Annotated in this window: 12 protein-coding genes and 1 tRNA gene; 8 read left to right on the forward strand and 5 right to left on the reverse strand. The window is 68.5% G+C overall.

The window, feature by feature from the left end:
* Window positions 1–94: 94 nt before the first annotated feature.
* From A5753_RS13995 to A5753_RS14005, 3 genes are all read right to left on the reverse strand, one after another.
* Window positions 95–1,132: a nucleoside triphosphate pyrophosphohydrolase gene (locus A5753_RS13995; RefSeq protein ID WP_067128793.1), complete on the reverse strand. Its 1,038-nt coding sequence runs from the start codon at window positions 1,130–1,132 to the stop codon at window positions 95–97.
* Window positions 1,129–4,785, reverse strand: a complete 3,657-nt coding sequence (gene mfd / locus A5753_RS14000; RefSeq protein ID WP_197694690.1) for a transcription-repair coupling factor — start codon at window positions 4,783–4,785, stop codon at window positions 1,129–1,131. Before mfd ends, A5753_RS13995 begins: the two co-directional genes overlap by 4 nt.
* 145 nt (window positions 4,786–4,930) lie before the next feature.
* Window positions 4,931–5,524 carry a TetR/AcrR family transcriptional regulator gene (locus tag A5753_RS14005; RefSeq protein ID WP_156656103.1) on the reverse strand — a complete coding sequence of 198 codons (594 nt, stop codon included), beginning with the start codon at window positions 5,522–5,524 and terminating at the stop codon, window positions 4,931–4,933.
* A gap of 161 nt (window positions 5,525–5,685) precedes the next feature.
* Here A5753_RS14005 and A5753_RS14010 point away from each other — a divergent pair.
* From A5753_RS14010 to pth, 8 genes are all read left to right on the forward strand, one after another.
* Window positions 5,686–5,757, forward strand: a tRNA-Gln gene (locus A5753_RS14010).
* A 123-nt stretch (window positions 5,758–5,880) separates the two neighbouring features.
* A complete protein-coding gene (gene glmU, locus A5753_RS14015; protein ID WP_067128799.1) occupies window positions 5,881–7,386 on the forward strand; it encodes a bifunctional UDP-N-acetylglucosamine diphosphorylase/glucosamine-1-phosphate N-acetyltransferase GlmU in 1,506 nt (501 codons plus the stop codon).
* A 94-nt stretch (window positions 7,387–7,480) separates the two neighbouring features.
* On the forward strand, window positions 7,481–8,461 hold the full coding sequence (locus tag A5753_RS14020; protein WP_064878996.1) for a ribose-phosphate diphosphokinase: 981 nt from the start codon (window positions 7,481–7,483) through the stop codon (window positions 8,459–8,461).
* Window positions 8,462–8,806 (forward strand): arsenate reductase (glutaredoxin), encoded by a 345-nt coding sequence (gene arsC, locus A5753_RS14025; protein ID WP_067128802.1) that lies wholly within the window; start codon window positions 8,462–8,464, stop codon window positions 8,804–8,806.
* A gap of 17 nt (window positions 8,807–8,823) precedes the next feature.
* On the forward strand, window positions 8,824–9,462 hold the full coding sequence (locus A5753_RS14030; protein WP_067128890.1) for an LpqN/LpqT family lipoprotein: 639 nt from the start codon (window positions 8,824–8,826) through the stop codon (window positions 9,460–9,462).
* Between the two features lie 51 nt (window positions 9,463–9,513).
* The gene (locus A5753_RS14035) at window positions 9,514–10,383 is read left to right on the forward strand and encodes an oxidoreductase (RefSeq protein WP_067128805.1); all 870 of its coding nucleotides are present in this window, start codon (window positions 9,514–9,516) and stop codon (window positions 10,381–10,383) included.
* Between the two features lie 233 nt (window positions 10,384–10,616).
* Entirely contained in the window at window positions 10,617–11,282 is a 666-nt protein-coding gene (locus A5753_RS14040) for a 50S ribosomal protein L25/general stress protein Ctc (protein ID WP_067128808.1), read from the forward strand.
* 12 nt (window positions 11,283–11,294) lie between these two features.
* Window positions 11,295–11,870, forward strand: a complete 576-nt coding sequence (pth, locus tag A5753_RS14045) for an aminoacyl-tRNA hydrolase (RefSeq protein ID WP_067128811.1) — start codon at window positions 11,295–11,297, stop codon at window positions 11,868–11,870.
* 16 nt (window positions 11,871–11,886) lie between these two features.
* Here pth and A5753_RS14050 read toward each other — a convergent pair whose 3' ends face one another.
* Window positions 11,887–13,521: a fatty acyl-AMP ligase gene (locus A5753_RS14050; protein ID WP_067128814.1), complete on the reverse strand. Its 1,635-nt coding sequence runs from the start codon at window positions 13,519–13,521 to the stop codon at window positions 11,887–11,889.
* A gap of 337 nt (window positions 13,522–13,858) precedes the next feature.
* Complete coding sequence (locus A5753_RS14055; RefSeq protein WP_067128817.1) at window positions 13,859–14,815, reverse strand: 4-(cytidine 5'-diphospho)-2-C-methyl-D-erythritol kinase; 957 nt, start codon at window positions 14,813–14,815, stop codon at window positions 13,859–13,861.
* Between the last annotated feature and the right edge of the window lie 40 nt (window positions 14,816–14,855).

Genomic DNA, 14,855 nt, shown 5'->3' on the forward strand with positions numbered 1-14,855 from the left:
AGTCGGGCAAACATTCCGGTGATCGCTCGCACCGACGGGCGAAAGTGTGAAATCAAGGCGCGGCGTCGCCACGGTAACGCGGTTGCCCGTCGCCTCAGGCATCGCCGGCCGCGGCGTCGGCACTGGATTCGACCTCGACCAAGTCGGAGTCGGCATCGCCGTCCTTCTCGGTCTGCGACTTTCGATCGTCGAATGCCGCGGGGTCGGCCGGCCAGTGCTCACGCCACTCCTCCCCGGAGATCTCGCCGAGCGGAGCCACGTCGAACTCCTCGGGAACATCAGTGCCTCGGCGTGCGGCCGAGATCGTCCGCTCGACTTCGCGGACCGTCTCGACGAAATCGAGAACGGCGCCGCGCAGGGCACTTTCGGCGTCGACGTCGGCCGATACTGAAATCGAGCTGATCGCCTCAGGAATAAGGTCGGCGGGCAGGCCCGCTTTGCCGGCACGCGCAATGACCTTCTGGGCCAGCGCCAATGCCGGCTGCCCGGTGTGCACATCGTCCATCACCGATTTTCGCGGCTTCTCGGCGGCCTTACGCTCTTCCCACTGGGCCAGTTGTTCTTCGAGCGAAATAGATTGCCCGGCAAGCACTCCCGGTACCCGATTGCCCAGTTTGCGAATCAGGGTGGCGGCGACGTCGTCGATGGTAAAGGGGAACTGCGACGCGTCCTCGGCGATGCGGGCGTGGAACAGCACCTGCAGTAGCACGTCGCCGAGCTCTTCGCGCAACGCCTCGGCGTTGCCGCTGCCGACCGCGTCCAGCAATTCGTAGGTCTCCTCCAGCAGGAATCGGCGCAGGGAGTCGTGCGTTTGCTCGCTTTCCCACGGCCCGGCGGTGCGCAGCTTGTCCATCATCGCCACGGCATCGACCAGCCGCTCACCGCGCGGCGTCTCCGGCGCGGCGATCAGCCGCGCACCGGCCGCCAGCCGGGCGACGACGGCGGGGTGGTCGCGATCCGACGACAGCAGCACCGGAGCGTCTTCGCCGGAATGCACCGGGCGCGCCGCGGACAGCGACCAGGGAACCGCGACGGGCATCTCCTCGGTGTATTGCACCTCGCCGGACAGGTGCTCGATGGCTTCGATGGGCACCAGCGAGGGACGGCGTGGGTCGAACAAGACGACGATCATCGCGCCTGTCGCTCCTCACTTGCCATTAACGCGGGCAGTTCACTCGTTATACCAATGTCTGCCTGCGGTTTGCCCTGCAGTGCCGTCACCAGGTTGGCCACCATCTGCACCAGCTCGACATCGCGCAGCCGCGGCGCGCCCACCCCGCCGGCGCGCGGAATCGGAACCGACACCGTGGACGTCGTGGCACGGTAGTTCGCGGCCGGATACATCCGCTTGAGCCGCACCTGAGCGGAATCAGGCAGGGTCATCGGCGATAGCCGCACGGTGGACGCCGACGGCGCGGACACCTCGGTGATGCCGGCGCCGCGGCACAGCAGCCGCAGCCGCGCCACCGCCACCAGCCGAAGGGCTGGCTCGGGCAGCGCGCCATACCGGTCGATGAGTTCCTCGACAACCGCGTCGATCTCGCCGTCGGAGGCCGCCGCGGCCAGCCGCCGGTACCCCTCCAGGCGCAGCCGGTCGCTGGCGATGTAGTCCGGCGGCAGGTGCGCATCGACCGGCAGGTCGATCCGCACGTCCTTCGGTTCCTCGCTGGTCGTGACGGTCTGGCCGTCGGCGGCCGCCCGGTAGGCCTCCACCGCCTCGCCCACCAACCGGACGTACAGGTCGAAGCCGACCCCGGCGACGTGCCCGGACTGCTCGACGCCCAACACGTTGCCGGCGCCGCGAATTTCGAGATCCTTCATCGCGACGGCCATGCCCGCGCCCAGCTCGTTGTTCTGCGCGATGGTGGCCAGCCGGTCGTAGGCCGTCTCGGTCAGCGGCGAGTGCGGCGGATACAGGAAGTAGGCGTAGCCGCGCTCTCGGCTGCGGCCGACCCGGCCACGCAGCTGGTGCAGCTGCGAGAGACCGAAGGTGTCGGCGCGCTCGACGATCAGCGTGTTGGCGTTGGAGATGTCGAGCCCGGTCTCCACGATCGTGGTGCAGACCAGGATGTCGTATTCGCGGTTCCAGAACCCCTGCACCGTGCGCTCCAACCGTTCCTCGGGCATCTGCCCGTGTGCGACGACCACCCGTGCCTCGGGCACCAGCTCCCTGATGCGGGCCGCCGTGCGATCGATCGAGCTGACCCGGTTGTGCACGTAGAAGACTTGCCCGTCGCGCAGCAGCTCGCGCCGCAGGGCGGCCGCGACCTGCTTGTCGTCCTGCGGGCCGACGTAAGTCAGCACGGGATAGCGCTCTTCGGGCGGCGTCAGGATCGTCGACATCTCGCGGATCCCGGCCAGGCTCATCTCCAGCGTCCGCGGAATGGGGGTGGCGCTCATCGTCAGCACGTCGACGTGGGTGCGCAGCGACTTGATGTGCTCCTTGTGCTCGACGCCGAACCGCTGCTCCTCATCGACCACAACCAGGCCGAGGTCCTTCCAGCGCACCCCGGTCTGCAACAGCCGGTGCGTGCCGATCACCACGTCCACCGAACCGTCGGCCAGGCCCTCGATGACGGCCTTGGATTCGGTCGCGTCGGTGAACCGGGAGAGGCCCTTGACGGTCACCGGGAATCCCGTCATCCGGTCGCTGAAGGTCTGCAGGTGCTGGTCGGCCAGCAGCGTGGTGGGCACCAGCACGGCCACCTGCTTGCCGTCCTGGACCGCCTTGAACGCCGCCCGCACCGCGATCTCGGTCTTGCCGTAGCCGACGTCGCCGCAGATCACCCGGTCCATTGGGACCGGCTTCTCCATGTCGGACTTGACCTCGGTGATCGCGGTCAGCTGGTCAACCGTCTCGGTGTAGCCGAACGCGTCCTCCATCTCGGCCTGCCACGGGGTATCCGGCCCGAACGCGTGCCCGGGGCTGGCCTGCCGCTTGGCGTACAGCGACACCAGCTCGCCGGCGATCTCGCGCACCGCGCGGCGGGCCTTGGTCTTGGTGTTGGTCCAGTCGCTGCCGCCCAGCCGGCTCAGCGCCGGTGCCTGCCCGCCGACGTAGCGCGACAGCTGGTCCAGCGAATCCATCGGCACATAAAGCTTGTCGGATCCGCCGCCGCGCTTGCTCGAGGCGTATTCGAGCACCAGATACTCGCGCCGGGCGCCGCCGACGGTGCGCTCCACCATCTCCACGAACCGGCCGATGCCGTGCTGGTCGTGCACCACCAGATCGCCGGCAGTCAGCGCCAACGGATCAACGGTGTTGCGCCGCTTGGCCGCCAGGCGCTTGCCCTCGACGGCCGCCACCCGGCTGCCGGTCAGGTCGGTCTCGGTGATCACCACCAACGTGGCACCGGGGATGATGACGCCGTCGTGCAGTGGTCCCTTGAGCACACCGACCACGCCGGCCTTGGGCGCGGCACCCGATTCGAGCATGGCGGCGGGGGTGTCACATTCGGCCAGCCGTTCCACCACTCGATGCGCGGTGCCGGTGCCGGGTGCGACGACGACGGCGTAGCCGCCGGTGCTGACGTGCGCGCGCAGCATCGCGAAGATGCCGTCGATGTCGTGCTGGTGCCCGCGGGCCGACGGCGCCGACCGGATCTCCAGCTCTACGGCGGACTCGTCGGACAGCTGGCTCAGCGTCCACCACGGATGCCCGCCGCGGGCCGCCGCGGCTCGCACGTCATCGAGTTCGGCGAAACCCGATCCGCCGAACTGCGTCACGTCGACCGGGGCGTCGGTACCCAGCGCGGCGACCGACCACGACGCTTCGAGGAATTCGCTGCCGGTCTTGATCAGGTCGGCGGCCCGCGTGCGGACCTTTTCCGGATCACACAGCAAGACCGGTGTGCGCTGGGCCAATTGGTCGGTCAGCAGCACATGCTCACCGGGCCGAAGCACCGGCAGCAGCGCCTCCATGCCGTCGACGGCGATGCCCTCTGCGATCTTGGCCAGCATGTCGGTGACGCTGCCAGTGATGGCGGGCTCGTTGGTGCGGTGTCGCGCGGCCAGTTCGGCGGCGCGCTCCCGCACCTCATCGGTCAGCAGCAGTTCACGGCAGGCCACCGCGATGAGGGTGTCGACCTCGAGCTCCGGGATGGAGCGCTGATCGGCGACCGAGAACATCCGCATCTCGCTGACCTCGTCACCCCAGAACTCGATGCGCACCGGGTGCTCGGCGGTCGGCGGGAAGACGTCGAGAATGCCTCCGCGCACGGCGAATTCGCCGCGCCGCCCGACCATGTCCACGCGGGTGTAGGCCAGCTCGGCGAGCCGGCTGATCACGCCCTCGAATTCGATTTCCGCGCCGACGCTCAACGTGACCGGCTCCACCAGCCCCAGCTGCGGCGTCATCGGCTGCAGCAGCGAGCGCACCGCGGTCACCACGACCCGCAGAGGCGGACCCAACCGCGCGTCGTCGGGATGGGCCAGGCGGCGCAACACCGTCAAACGGGCGCCGACGGTGTCAACGCCGGGCGAAAGTCGTTCGTGGGGCAAGGTTTCCCACGACGGAAAGACCGCGACGGCGTCGCCGAAGACGCCGCGCAGTTCAGCGGTCAGGTCATCGGCTTCGCGCCCGGTCGCGGTGACTACCAGCAGAGGACCCAACCGCGCCAGCGCACTGGCCACGAATAGCCGTGCGCTGGCTGGACCCACCAAGCTCAATTCGGCCGGCGATGTGGCCGCGCCGTCGATCAACTGCTGGAAGGTCGGCGCGGTGAGCGCCAATTCAACGAGCCCCGCGATCGGGGTTTCTGGGCGAGCAGCCCCCGGTGCGGTCATGATGAATTCCATTCTAGGGGCCCTCAGTCACAGGGCCGGACACGCCGAACCCCCCGGCGACCTGCTGGCCCGGGACTGCGGTTCGTGGCGATCGCAAGCGCGGCGTAGCCGGGCGCTGCGGGTCGCCACCATCGGGTTAGCGCGGCTACTCGTCCTGCAGCCGCGGGTCGGCCTCCAGGTGGGTCAGCCCGTTCCACATCAGATTGACCAGATGGGCGGCTACCACTTCCTTCTTGGGCTCCCGCGTATCGAGCCACCACTGCGCCGTCATCGACACCGAGCCGACGAGCGCCTGGGCGTACAGCGGCGCCAGCCCGGGATCCAGGCCACGACGGGAGAAGTCGCCGGCCAGGATGGAGCTGACCTGATTGACGGCGTCATTGAGCAGGCTGGAGTAGGTGCCCGAGCTGATCGCCGCCGGCGAGTCGCGGATCATGATCCGGAAGCCGTCGGTGCGCTGTTCGACGTAGGTGAGCAGCGCCAGCGCGACCCGCTCGACGCGCACCCGGGACCGGTTGTTGGTCAGCGACGAGGTGATGCCGTCCAGCAGCGCGGACATCTCGCGGTCGACGACGACCGCGTACAGGCCTTCCTTGCCGCCGAAGTGCTCGTAGACGACCGGTTTGGACACGTTGGCGCGCAGCGCGATCTCCTCGATCGAGGTGCCTTCGTATCCGCGTTCGGCGAACAGCGTGCGCGCGATGCCGACCAGCTGCTGGCGACGCTCGGTGCCGGTCATCCGCGCGCGGGGGGCCCGCGCCTCTTTGTCCGGTTCCTTGTCCAGCACGGCCACGTCAATCAGCGTATCGGTCAACGGCCGACAAGCGGCCCGCATCGCCGTCGGACTAAAGTCTTCTTGGCGCGGTGGGTATCAACCCGCCGCTCGCCATGGGTCAGCGATCCGTCGTGGTGTAATCGGCAGCACCTCTGATTTTGGTTCAGATAGTTCAGGTTCGAGTCCTGGCGACGGAGCTTCAATCGCGAGTTGCGGAATCCCGTCGTTTTTTGCCTTCACCGCAGATGAAGTGACACGCTTGACGGCGTGTCGGCGCTTCCGCGCGCAGCCCGCGCGGGACGAACCCAAGAGGAGGGTTGATGTCGTCTCCTGGTGATACCGCGGTCCTGGTGCTGGCGGCCGGGCCCGGCACCCGGATGCGGTCGGACACCCCGAAAGTCCTGCACACCATCGGTGGCCGCAGCATGCTGGCGCATCTCCTGCACACGATCACCAAGGTGGCTCCCCAGCACCTGGCCGTCGTCTTGGGCCATGACCACGAGCGCATCGCCCCGCTCGTGGCCGACTGGGCCGACGCCCTGGGACGCCCCGTCGATGTGGCGCTGCAAGACCGCCCCCGCGGCACGGGCGACGCCGTGCTGTGCGGCCTGTCCGCGCTGCCCCCCGACTATGCCGGGGTCGTGGTCGTCACTTCGGGCGACACCCCGCTGCTGGACGCCGACACCCTGGCCGACCTGATCGCCACCCACAGCGCGGCGCCGGCCGCGGTCACCGTGCTGACCACCACGCTGAGCGACCCCACCGGGTACGGCCGCATCCTGCGCACCCAGGACAACGAGGTGACGGCGATCGTCGAACACGCCGACGCGACGCCCTCGCAACGCGAGATCCGTGAGGTCAACGCCGGCGTCTACGCCTTCGACACCGCGGCGTTGCGCTCCGCGCTGAACCGGTTGAGTTCCAACAACGCCCAGCACGAGCTCTACCTGACCGACGTCATCGCCATCCTGCGCGGCGACGGCCTGGCCATCCACGCCCGCCACGTCGACGACAGCGCGCTGGTGGCCGGCGTCAACAACCGCGTCCAACTCGCGCAGCTGGGCGCCGAACTGAACCGCCGCATCATCGCGGGTCATCAGATGGCCGGCGTCACCATCGTCGACCCCGCCACCACCTGGATCGACGTCGAAGTCAACATCGGGCGTGACACCGTCATCCAGCCGGGTACGCAGTTGCTCGGCCGCACTCAGGTCGGGAGCCACTGCGTCGTCGGCCCGGACACCACCCTGACCGACGTCAGCGTCGGCGACGGCGCCTCGGTGGTGCGCACCCACGGCACCGCGTCGTCGATCGGTGCCGGTGCGACCGTCGGGCCGTTCACCTACCTGCGGCCCGGCACGGCGCTGGGCGACGACGGCAAGCTCGGCGCATTCGTCGAGACCAAGAACGCCACCATCGGCACCGGCTCCAAAGTGCCGCACCTGACCTACGTCGGGGACGCGGACATCGGCGATCACAGCAACATCGGCGCATCGAGTGTGTTCGTCAACTATGACGGCGAATCCAAGCGGCGGACGACCATCGGCTCGCACGTGCGCACCGGCTCGGACACCATGTTCGTGGCGCCGGTGACCGTCGGCGACGGCGCCTATACCGGGGCGGGCACGGTGGTGCGCAACGACGTCCCGCCCGGAACGCTGGCGGTATCCGCGGGTCCGCAGCGCAACATCGAAGGCTGGGTGCGCCGCAAGCGCCCGGGCAGTGCGGCCGCGCAGGCGGCCGAGGCCGCCGAGAAGGCCGCCGGTCAGAGCACCCCGCAGATCTCCACGGCCGGCCAGGCGCCAGAAGCAGAATCGACACCGTGAATTTGCTAGCTGGCAACCCGGCCACAGTTCCGTACCATTCGCTTCGTACGATGGGGCCTTCCATTCCCCACCCCGATATGGCGAGGGCAGCGCGTTGAGCCACGACTGGACCGATAACCGCAAAAATTTGATGCTCTTCTCCGGCCGCGCGCATCCGGAGCTGGCCGAGCAGGTGGCCAAGGAGCTCGACGTCCACGTCACCGCTCAGACCGCGCGGGAGTTCGCCAACGGCGAGATCTTCGTGCGGTTCCACGAGTCGGTGCGTGGCTGCGACGCGTTCGTCCTGCAGTCGGCCCCGGACCCGGTCAACAACTGGCTGATGGAACAGCTGATCATGATCGACGCCCTGAAGCGGGGCAGCGCCAAGCGGATCACGGCGGTCATGCCGTTCTATCCGTACGCCCGGCAGGACAAGAAGCACCGTGGCCGCGAGCCGATCTCGGCTCGGCTGGTCGCGGACCTGCTCAAGACGGCCGGCGCGGACCGGATCGTCACGGTCGACCTGCACACCGACCAGATCCAGGGCTTCTTCGACGGGCCCGTCGACCACATGCGCGGGCAGAACCTGCTGACCGGCTACATCCGCGACAACTATCCCGACGGCAACATGGTCGTCGTCTCGCCCGACTCCGGCCGGGTGCGCATCGCCGAGAAATGGGCCGACGCGCTGGGCGGCGTCCCGCTGGCCTTCATTCACAAGACCCGCGACCCGCGGGTGCCCAACCAGGTGGTGTCCAACCGCGTCGTCGGCGAGGTGGCCGGGCGGACCTGTGTCCTGATCGACGACATGATCGACACCGGTGGCACCATCGCCGGCGCGGTCAAGTTGCTGCGCGACGAGGGCGCCGGTGACGTGATCATCGCGGCCACCCACGGGGTGCTCTCCGATCCGGCCGCCGAGCGGCTGGCCGCCTGCGGCGCCCGGGAAGTGATCGTGACGAACACCCTGCCGATCGGCGAGGAGAAGCGTTTCCCCCAGCTGACCGTCCTGTCCATCGCGCCGCTGCTGGCCAGCACCATCCGCGCCGTGTTCGAAAACGGTTCCGTCACCGGGCTATTCGACGGAGACGCCTAGATGGCCGACTCCGTCATCTACCACAACCCGAAATGCAGCACCTCCCGCAAGACGCTGGATTTGTTGCGCGACAACGGCATTGAGCCCACCGTCGTCCAATATCTGAAGATGCCGCCGTCGCGCGGCGAGCTGGTGAAGATGATCCGCGACGCCGGCATCGATGTGCGCACCGCCGTGCGCAAGCGCGAATCGCTGTACGACGAGCTGAATCTCGCGGATGCGACTGACGACCAATTGCTCGACGCCATGGTCGAACACCCCATCCTCATCGAACGACCCTTCGTCGTCACGCCGAAGGGCACTCGGCTGGCCCGCCCGATCGACGCGGTCCGCGAGATTCTGTGAATCGGCTCGGCCGCTTCATGGCCGCTGCCGCGATGGTTGCGGCGGCATTCTTCGCCGACGCCTGTGCACCGAAACCGCCTGACTACCAATCGATCTTGTCGACGACCCCGACGACCACGACCACCAAGCCGGCGGAGAAGCCGGTCCCCCTGTCGCAGTATCTGCAAAGCATCGGGGTGACCGGAGAGCCGGTGGCACCCGGGTCGCTGCCCGACCTGACGGTGTCGATCCCGACTCCCCCGGGCTGGTCGCCGTTCACCAGCCCGAACATCAGCCCGCAGACGTTCATCATCTCCCAAGGCGGCAAGTTCCCGACGGCGCGACTGGTGGTGTTCAAGCTCAACGGCGACTTCGACCCGGCCCAGGTCATCAAGCACGGCAACGACGATGCGCAACTGTTCGAGAACTTCAAGCAGCTGGACGCCTCGGGCGCGCCCTACAACGGCTTCCCGTCGTCGATGATCCAGGGCAGCTACGACCTCGAGGGTGGCATGCGGCTACACAGCTGGAACCGGATCGTCATTGCGACCGGATCGCCGCCCGCGCACCAGCGCTACCTGGTGCAGCTGACCATCACCGGCTTCGCCAATCAGGCGGCCGCGCAGTCGCCCGACATCGACAAGATCATTCACGGATTCGTCGTCGCGGCGAAGTAGGCAATCGGCCGCTCTGCGGCCGAGTGCGCTGCGCGATTAGTGTTGTCTGCCATGACTGGCTGGACCGCCGCAGATCTACCGTCGTTCGCCGAACGAACCGTCATCATCACCGGTGCCAACAGCGGGCTGGGCGCCGTGACCGCCCGCGAGCTGGCGCGACGGGGGGCCACGATCATCATGGCCGTCCGCGACATCCGTAAGGGCGAGACCGCGGCCCGCCGGATGGCGGGTCAGGTCGAGGTGCGCGAGCTCGACCTGCAAGACCTGTCGTCGGTGCGCCGGTTCGCCGACGGGGTGAGCCAGGCCGACGTGCTGATCAACAACGCCGGCATCATGGCCGCCCCCTTCGGGCTGACAGTCGACGGCTTCGAGACCCAAATCGGCACCAATCATCTCGGCCATTTCGCGCTGACGAACCTGTTGCTGCCCAAGCTGACCGATCGGGTGGTGACGGTGTCGTCGATGGCGCACTGGCCCGGGACCATCAACCTCGACGACCTGAACTGGCAGAACCGGCGCTACTCGCCGTGGCTGGCCTACAGCCAGTCCAAGCTCGCCAACCTGCTGTTCACCAGCGAGCTTCAGCGCCGCCTCACCGCGGCCGGTTCCCCGTTGCGCGCGCTCGCCGCCCACCCCGGCTACTCGCACACCAACCTGCAGGGCGCCTCCGGCCGCAAGCTGGGTGACACGTTGATGTCGACCGTCACCCGGGTGGTCGCCACCGACGCCGATTTCGGCGCCCGGCAAACCCTGTACGCGGCGTCCCAGGATCTGCCCGGCGACACCTTCGTCGGCCCGCGATTCGGTCAGATCGGCCGTACGCAAGCCGTTGCGCGCAGCCGGCGTGCCCGGGACACGGCCACCGCGTCGGCCCTGTGGTCGCTGTCCGAGCAGCTCACGAAGACTTATTTTCCCCTCTGAGCTCATCAGTCACAGCTGCGACACACGTCCCGCGGCAGACCTCAGCCGAGTGACAGAAGTGACGCCGGGCCCTGCGACGCAGGAATTTCCCCTCTGAGGTGCAGATGCGCTAACCTGGCCGGGCGTCACGGCGAGGGTGGCTGGCTGGCCAGCACCGTTATCGACGGAGACCGACGAATCGTCGCGACCCCGGCCGTGCCCCGAAACACAGGCGAGCACACAGGAGCGACGAGATGGCCAAGCAAGCAGTCAACCAGTTGAAGGTCGCGGTCCGCGGCGAGACCGGAAAGGGTGCGTCCCGGCGAGCCCGTCGTGACGGCAAGATCCCGGCCGTCCTCTACGGCCACGGCGCCGCCCCCCAGCACCTGGAGTTGCCCGGCCATGACTTCGCCGCGGTGCTCCGGCACGCCGGCACCAACGCGGTGCTGACCCTCGACATAGAGGGCAAGGAGCAGCTGGCGCTGACCAAGTCGCTCGACATCCATCCCATTCGCCGCACCATTCAGCACGCCGACCTGCTGGTCGTGCGTCGCGGGGAGAAGGTCGTCGTCGAGGTCCGCGTCGTCATCGAGGGCGACCCCGTGCCCGGCACCCTGGTGACCCAGGATGCCAGCGCCATCGAGATCGAGGCCGACGCCCTGTCGATTCCCGAGCAGTTGACAGTGTCTATCGAGGGCGCCGAGCCCGGCACCCAGTTCTCCGCCGGACAGATCGCCCTGCCCAAGGGCGTCAACCTGGTCTCTGACCCGGAGACGCTGGTGGTCAACGTCGTCACCGCGCCGACCGAGGAGGACCTCGCCGAAGAGGGCGCCGGCGAGGTCACCGAGGAAGCCGCGGCCGAAGGCGAAGAAGAGGCCGAGGCCGGCGAAGAAGAGGCCGCCGAAGCCGAGTCCGAGTAGGCGGATCACAACGTGGCCGAGGCGTTGCTGGTCGTCGGCCTGGGCAATCCCGGAGACAACTACGCCCGGACCCGGCACAACGTCGGGTTCATGGTCGCCGACCTGCTCGCGGCGCGGATGGGCTCGAAGTTCAAGGCGCACAAGCGTTCCGGCGCCGAGATTGTCAGCGGCCGCCTCGCCGGGCACCCGGTGATCGTCGCCAAGCCGCGCTGCTACATGAACGAATCCGGCCGTCAGGTCGGCCCTTTGGCGAAGTTCTACTCGGTCTCACCGGGCGACGTCATCGTCATACATGACGATCTCGACTTGGACTTCGGCCGTATCCGGCTCAAGATCGGCGGCGGCGAAGGGGGCCACAACGGTCTGCGTTCGGTCGGAAATGCTTTGGGCAGCAAGGAATTTCAGCGGGTTCGCATCGGGATCGGGCGTCCGCCCGGACGCAAGGATCCGGCGGTGTTCGTGCTGGAAAACTTCAGCGCCGCCGAGCGCGCCGAGGTTCCCACCATCTGCGAGCAGGCCGCGGATGCCACCGAACTGCTGATCGAACTCGGCCTAGAGCCCGCGCAGAACCGCGTCCACGCCTGGTAGCCGGCGCGATGCCGGACTAGGTGACCAGGTCGAGAGATGTGGATCGGCGCAGCTTGCCCGACGGCGTCTTCGGGATGGTGCCCGGACCGAGCACCACCACGTTGCGCGGCCGGACGTCGACCTCGGCGACCACCTCACGGGCGACCCGGTGCTCGATGCGGCGCACCTCGGCCTGGTCCTGGAAGGCGTTGGACTCCACGGCCACGGCGAACGTCTCGCGGGAATGGCCGGCGTCCAGACGCACGGCGACCGCGCAGCCCGGCCGCACGCCCTCGACGCGGCAGGCGGCGCGCTCGATGTCGGTGGGATAGATGTTGCGGCCCGCCATGATGATGACGTCCTTGACGCGGCCGCACACCACCACGTGGCCTTCCTCGGTCAGGTAGCCGAGGTCACCGGTGTCATACCAGCCGTGCTCATCCTGGGCCGAGATGAAGCCGCCCATGGTCAGGTAGCCGGGCGTCAGCGACTCACCGCGCAGCTCGATGACGCCGACGCCGCGCGGCGGCATCACCTGGCCGTTCTCGTCGATGACGCGCGCCTCGAGGTCCTTGAGCAGCGGACCGAGCGTGGCCAGCCGGCGGGTGTTGCCCTTGGTCGCCGGTACGGCCCGGCGCAGGGCGGCCAGCAGGTCGGCGTCGACCTCGTCGACCACCAGACCGGCGTTGCACTCCGCGAACGACACGGCCAGCGTGGTCTCGGCCATGCCGTAGGCCGGCAGGATCGCCGACGGCTGCAGGCCGAACGGCTTGCCCGCGTCGAGCAGGTCCTCGACGTCGGCGGGTTCGACGGGCTCGGCGCCGGACAGCGCGAACCGCAGGGTCGACAGGTCGAAGTCGCCGGGCTTGGCCTGCCGGCGCAGCCGCTTGGCGAGCAGCGCGTAGGCGAAGTTGGGCGCCGCGGTCATGGTGCCCTTGTACTTGTCGATGAGCTTGGCCCACAGCAAGGTGTCCCGCAGGAAGTCCATCGGGGTGACCTTGACCAGCTCGGCACCGAAGTACATGGGGATGGTGAGGAATCCGACCATGCCCATGTCGTGGAAGCAGGGCAGCCAGCTGACCATCACGTCCTTGTCGACGTCGTACTGGGCGCCGATGAACATGGCCTCGGCATTGGAGTAGATGTTGCGGTGGGTGATCTGCACCGCCTTGGGCGATCCGGTGGATCCCGAGGTCAGCTGCATCAGTGCGAGCGCGTCCTCGCCGACCTCGACGGGGTCGATCGGTTCCGCCGCAAGCAGGTCGGCGACGGTGACGACGTGGATGCCCTTCTCCTCAAGGACCGGGATGGCCACCAGGAAGGGCTCCGAGACGACGACGGCCTTCGCCTCGATCATGCCGATGACATTCATGGTGTCCTCGGCCCACACGGCCAAATCCGTGCGTGGCGTGGGCTGGTGCAGCATGGTGAGGCTCGCCCCGCGCATCCACAGGCCCTGCGCCGTCGGCGCGATCTCCACCGGGTAACCGGCGAGCACGCCGACCGCGTCGCCGGGGCCTATGCCCGCGGCGGCCAGGCCACCCGCGATGCGGCGCGCGCGTTCGTGGACCTCGCCCCACGTGTGACGGACGGGTTCGTGGGGTTCACCGGTGACCATGCCCGTCGTGGCGGACCGGGCATTGCGGTACATCTTCTCGGTAAACCTGCTCACCAAATCCTCCTCGGTTTCAGCCCTCGTACCAACGCCCCGGATTTCATGGTCCGCCCGCTGGCTAGCGCTGTGCCGCAAGCACGCCAACACAGTTGGGCGGCGGTTAGGTCTCGGATCGATGATGCGTCCGCATCCGCCGCAATCCGGCGGCGTTCGGCCGCTTCATGAGCGCGAAACGGGCCAGAGAAAACTCGGCGGGCCCGATCCGGTGATCGTCCGCCGGAACGCCCGGCCGACGATGGAACTATGTGATCCTGCTCAACGCTTCCCGCCACCGCGGATCATCTTAAACTCCTCTTAGGGACGCGCCAAACCAGCGCACAGATTGGGAAGAAATTCACACTTCGGTGGGTGTCGGGACTACCCGCGCGCCCACCACCGGCCCACTCGCGACCCGCACCGTGCGGCAGACACCAGCCCCGGACACCTCCGTCCCGACGTCGACCGCGGCGGCCGCCGACGAGCACAGGAAGGCGCACGTCGGGCCCGAACCGGACACGATGCCCGCGAGCGCCCCGGCCTGGACACCGGCGCGCAACGTCCGCCGCAGGGCGGGGTGCAGGCTCACCGCGGCCGCCTGCATCTCATTGCCCAACAGCGGCGCCAACTGCTCGGCGTCGCCGGCGGCCAGGGCGGCCAGGACCGGCCCGGGAGCGGGCAGCCGGGGTGGGTCACCAACCTCCCGCAGCCGGTCCAGTTCGGCGAACACGGCCGGCGTCAGCAGCTCGCTGTCGGCGAACGCCAGCACCCAGTAGAAGGTGTTGCGGGAGAGCACCGTCGCCAACTCCTCGCCGCGCCCGGTGCCCAGCGCGGTGCCGCCGTGCAGCGCGAACGGCACGTCACTGCCGAGCCGCGCGGCGAGCATGCGCAGGTCGCGGCGGGGCACGTTGAGTTCCCACAGCGCGTTCATGGCGACCAGCACGGCCGCCGCGTCGGCGCTGCCGCCCCCCATGCCCCCGGCCACCGGTATCGACTTGTCGATCATGATCGACACGTCCGGCGCCCGGCCGACGTGTTCGGCCATCAGTTCGGCGGCCTGCCAGGCGAGGTTGCGTCCGTCGGTGGGCAGCTTGTCGGCGCCCTCGCCGACGATCTCGAGGGAGAGCACATCGGCGTTGCGGACCGTCACCTCGTCGAGCAGCGAGACGGCCTGGAAGATCGTCGTCAGCTCGTGATAGCCGTCCTCGCGGCGGTCACCGACCGCCAGGTAGAGGTTGACTTTTCCGGGCACCCGAACGGTGACCGACCCGGTGGGCACCCACTGCGCGGCGGTATTGCCCTCAGACGCTGACACCGCAGCAGACTATCGCTGCTGCAGGCCGATCACACGCAAC

The sequence above is a fragment of the Mycobacterium sp. 852002-51971_SCH5477799-a genome (assembly GCF_001667145.1).
Lineage (GTDB): Bacteria > Actinomycetota > Actinomycetes > Mycobacteriales > Mycobacteriaceae > Mycobacterium.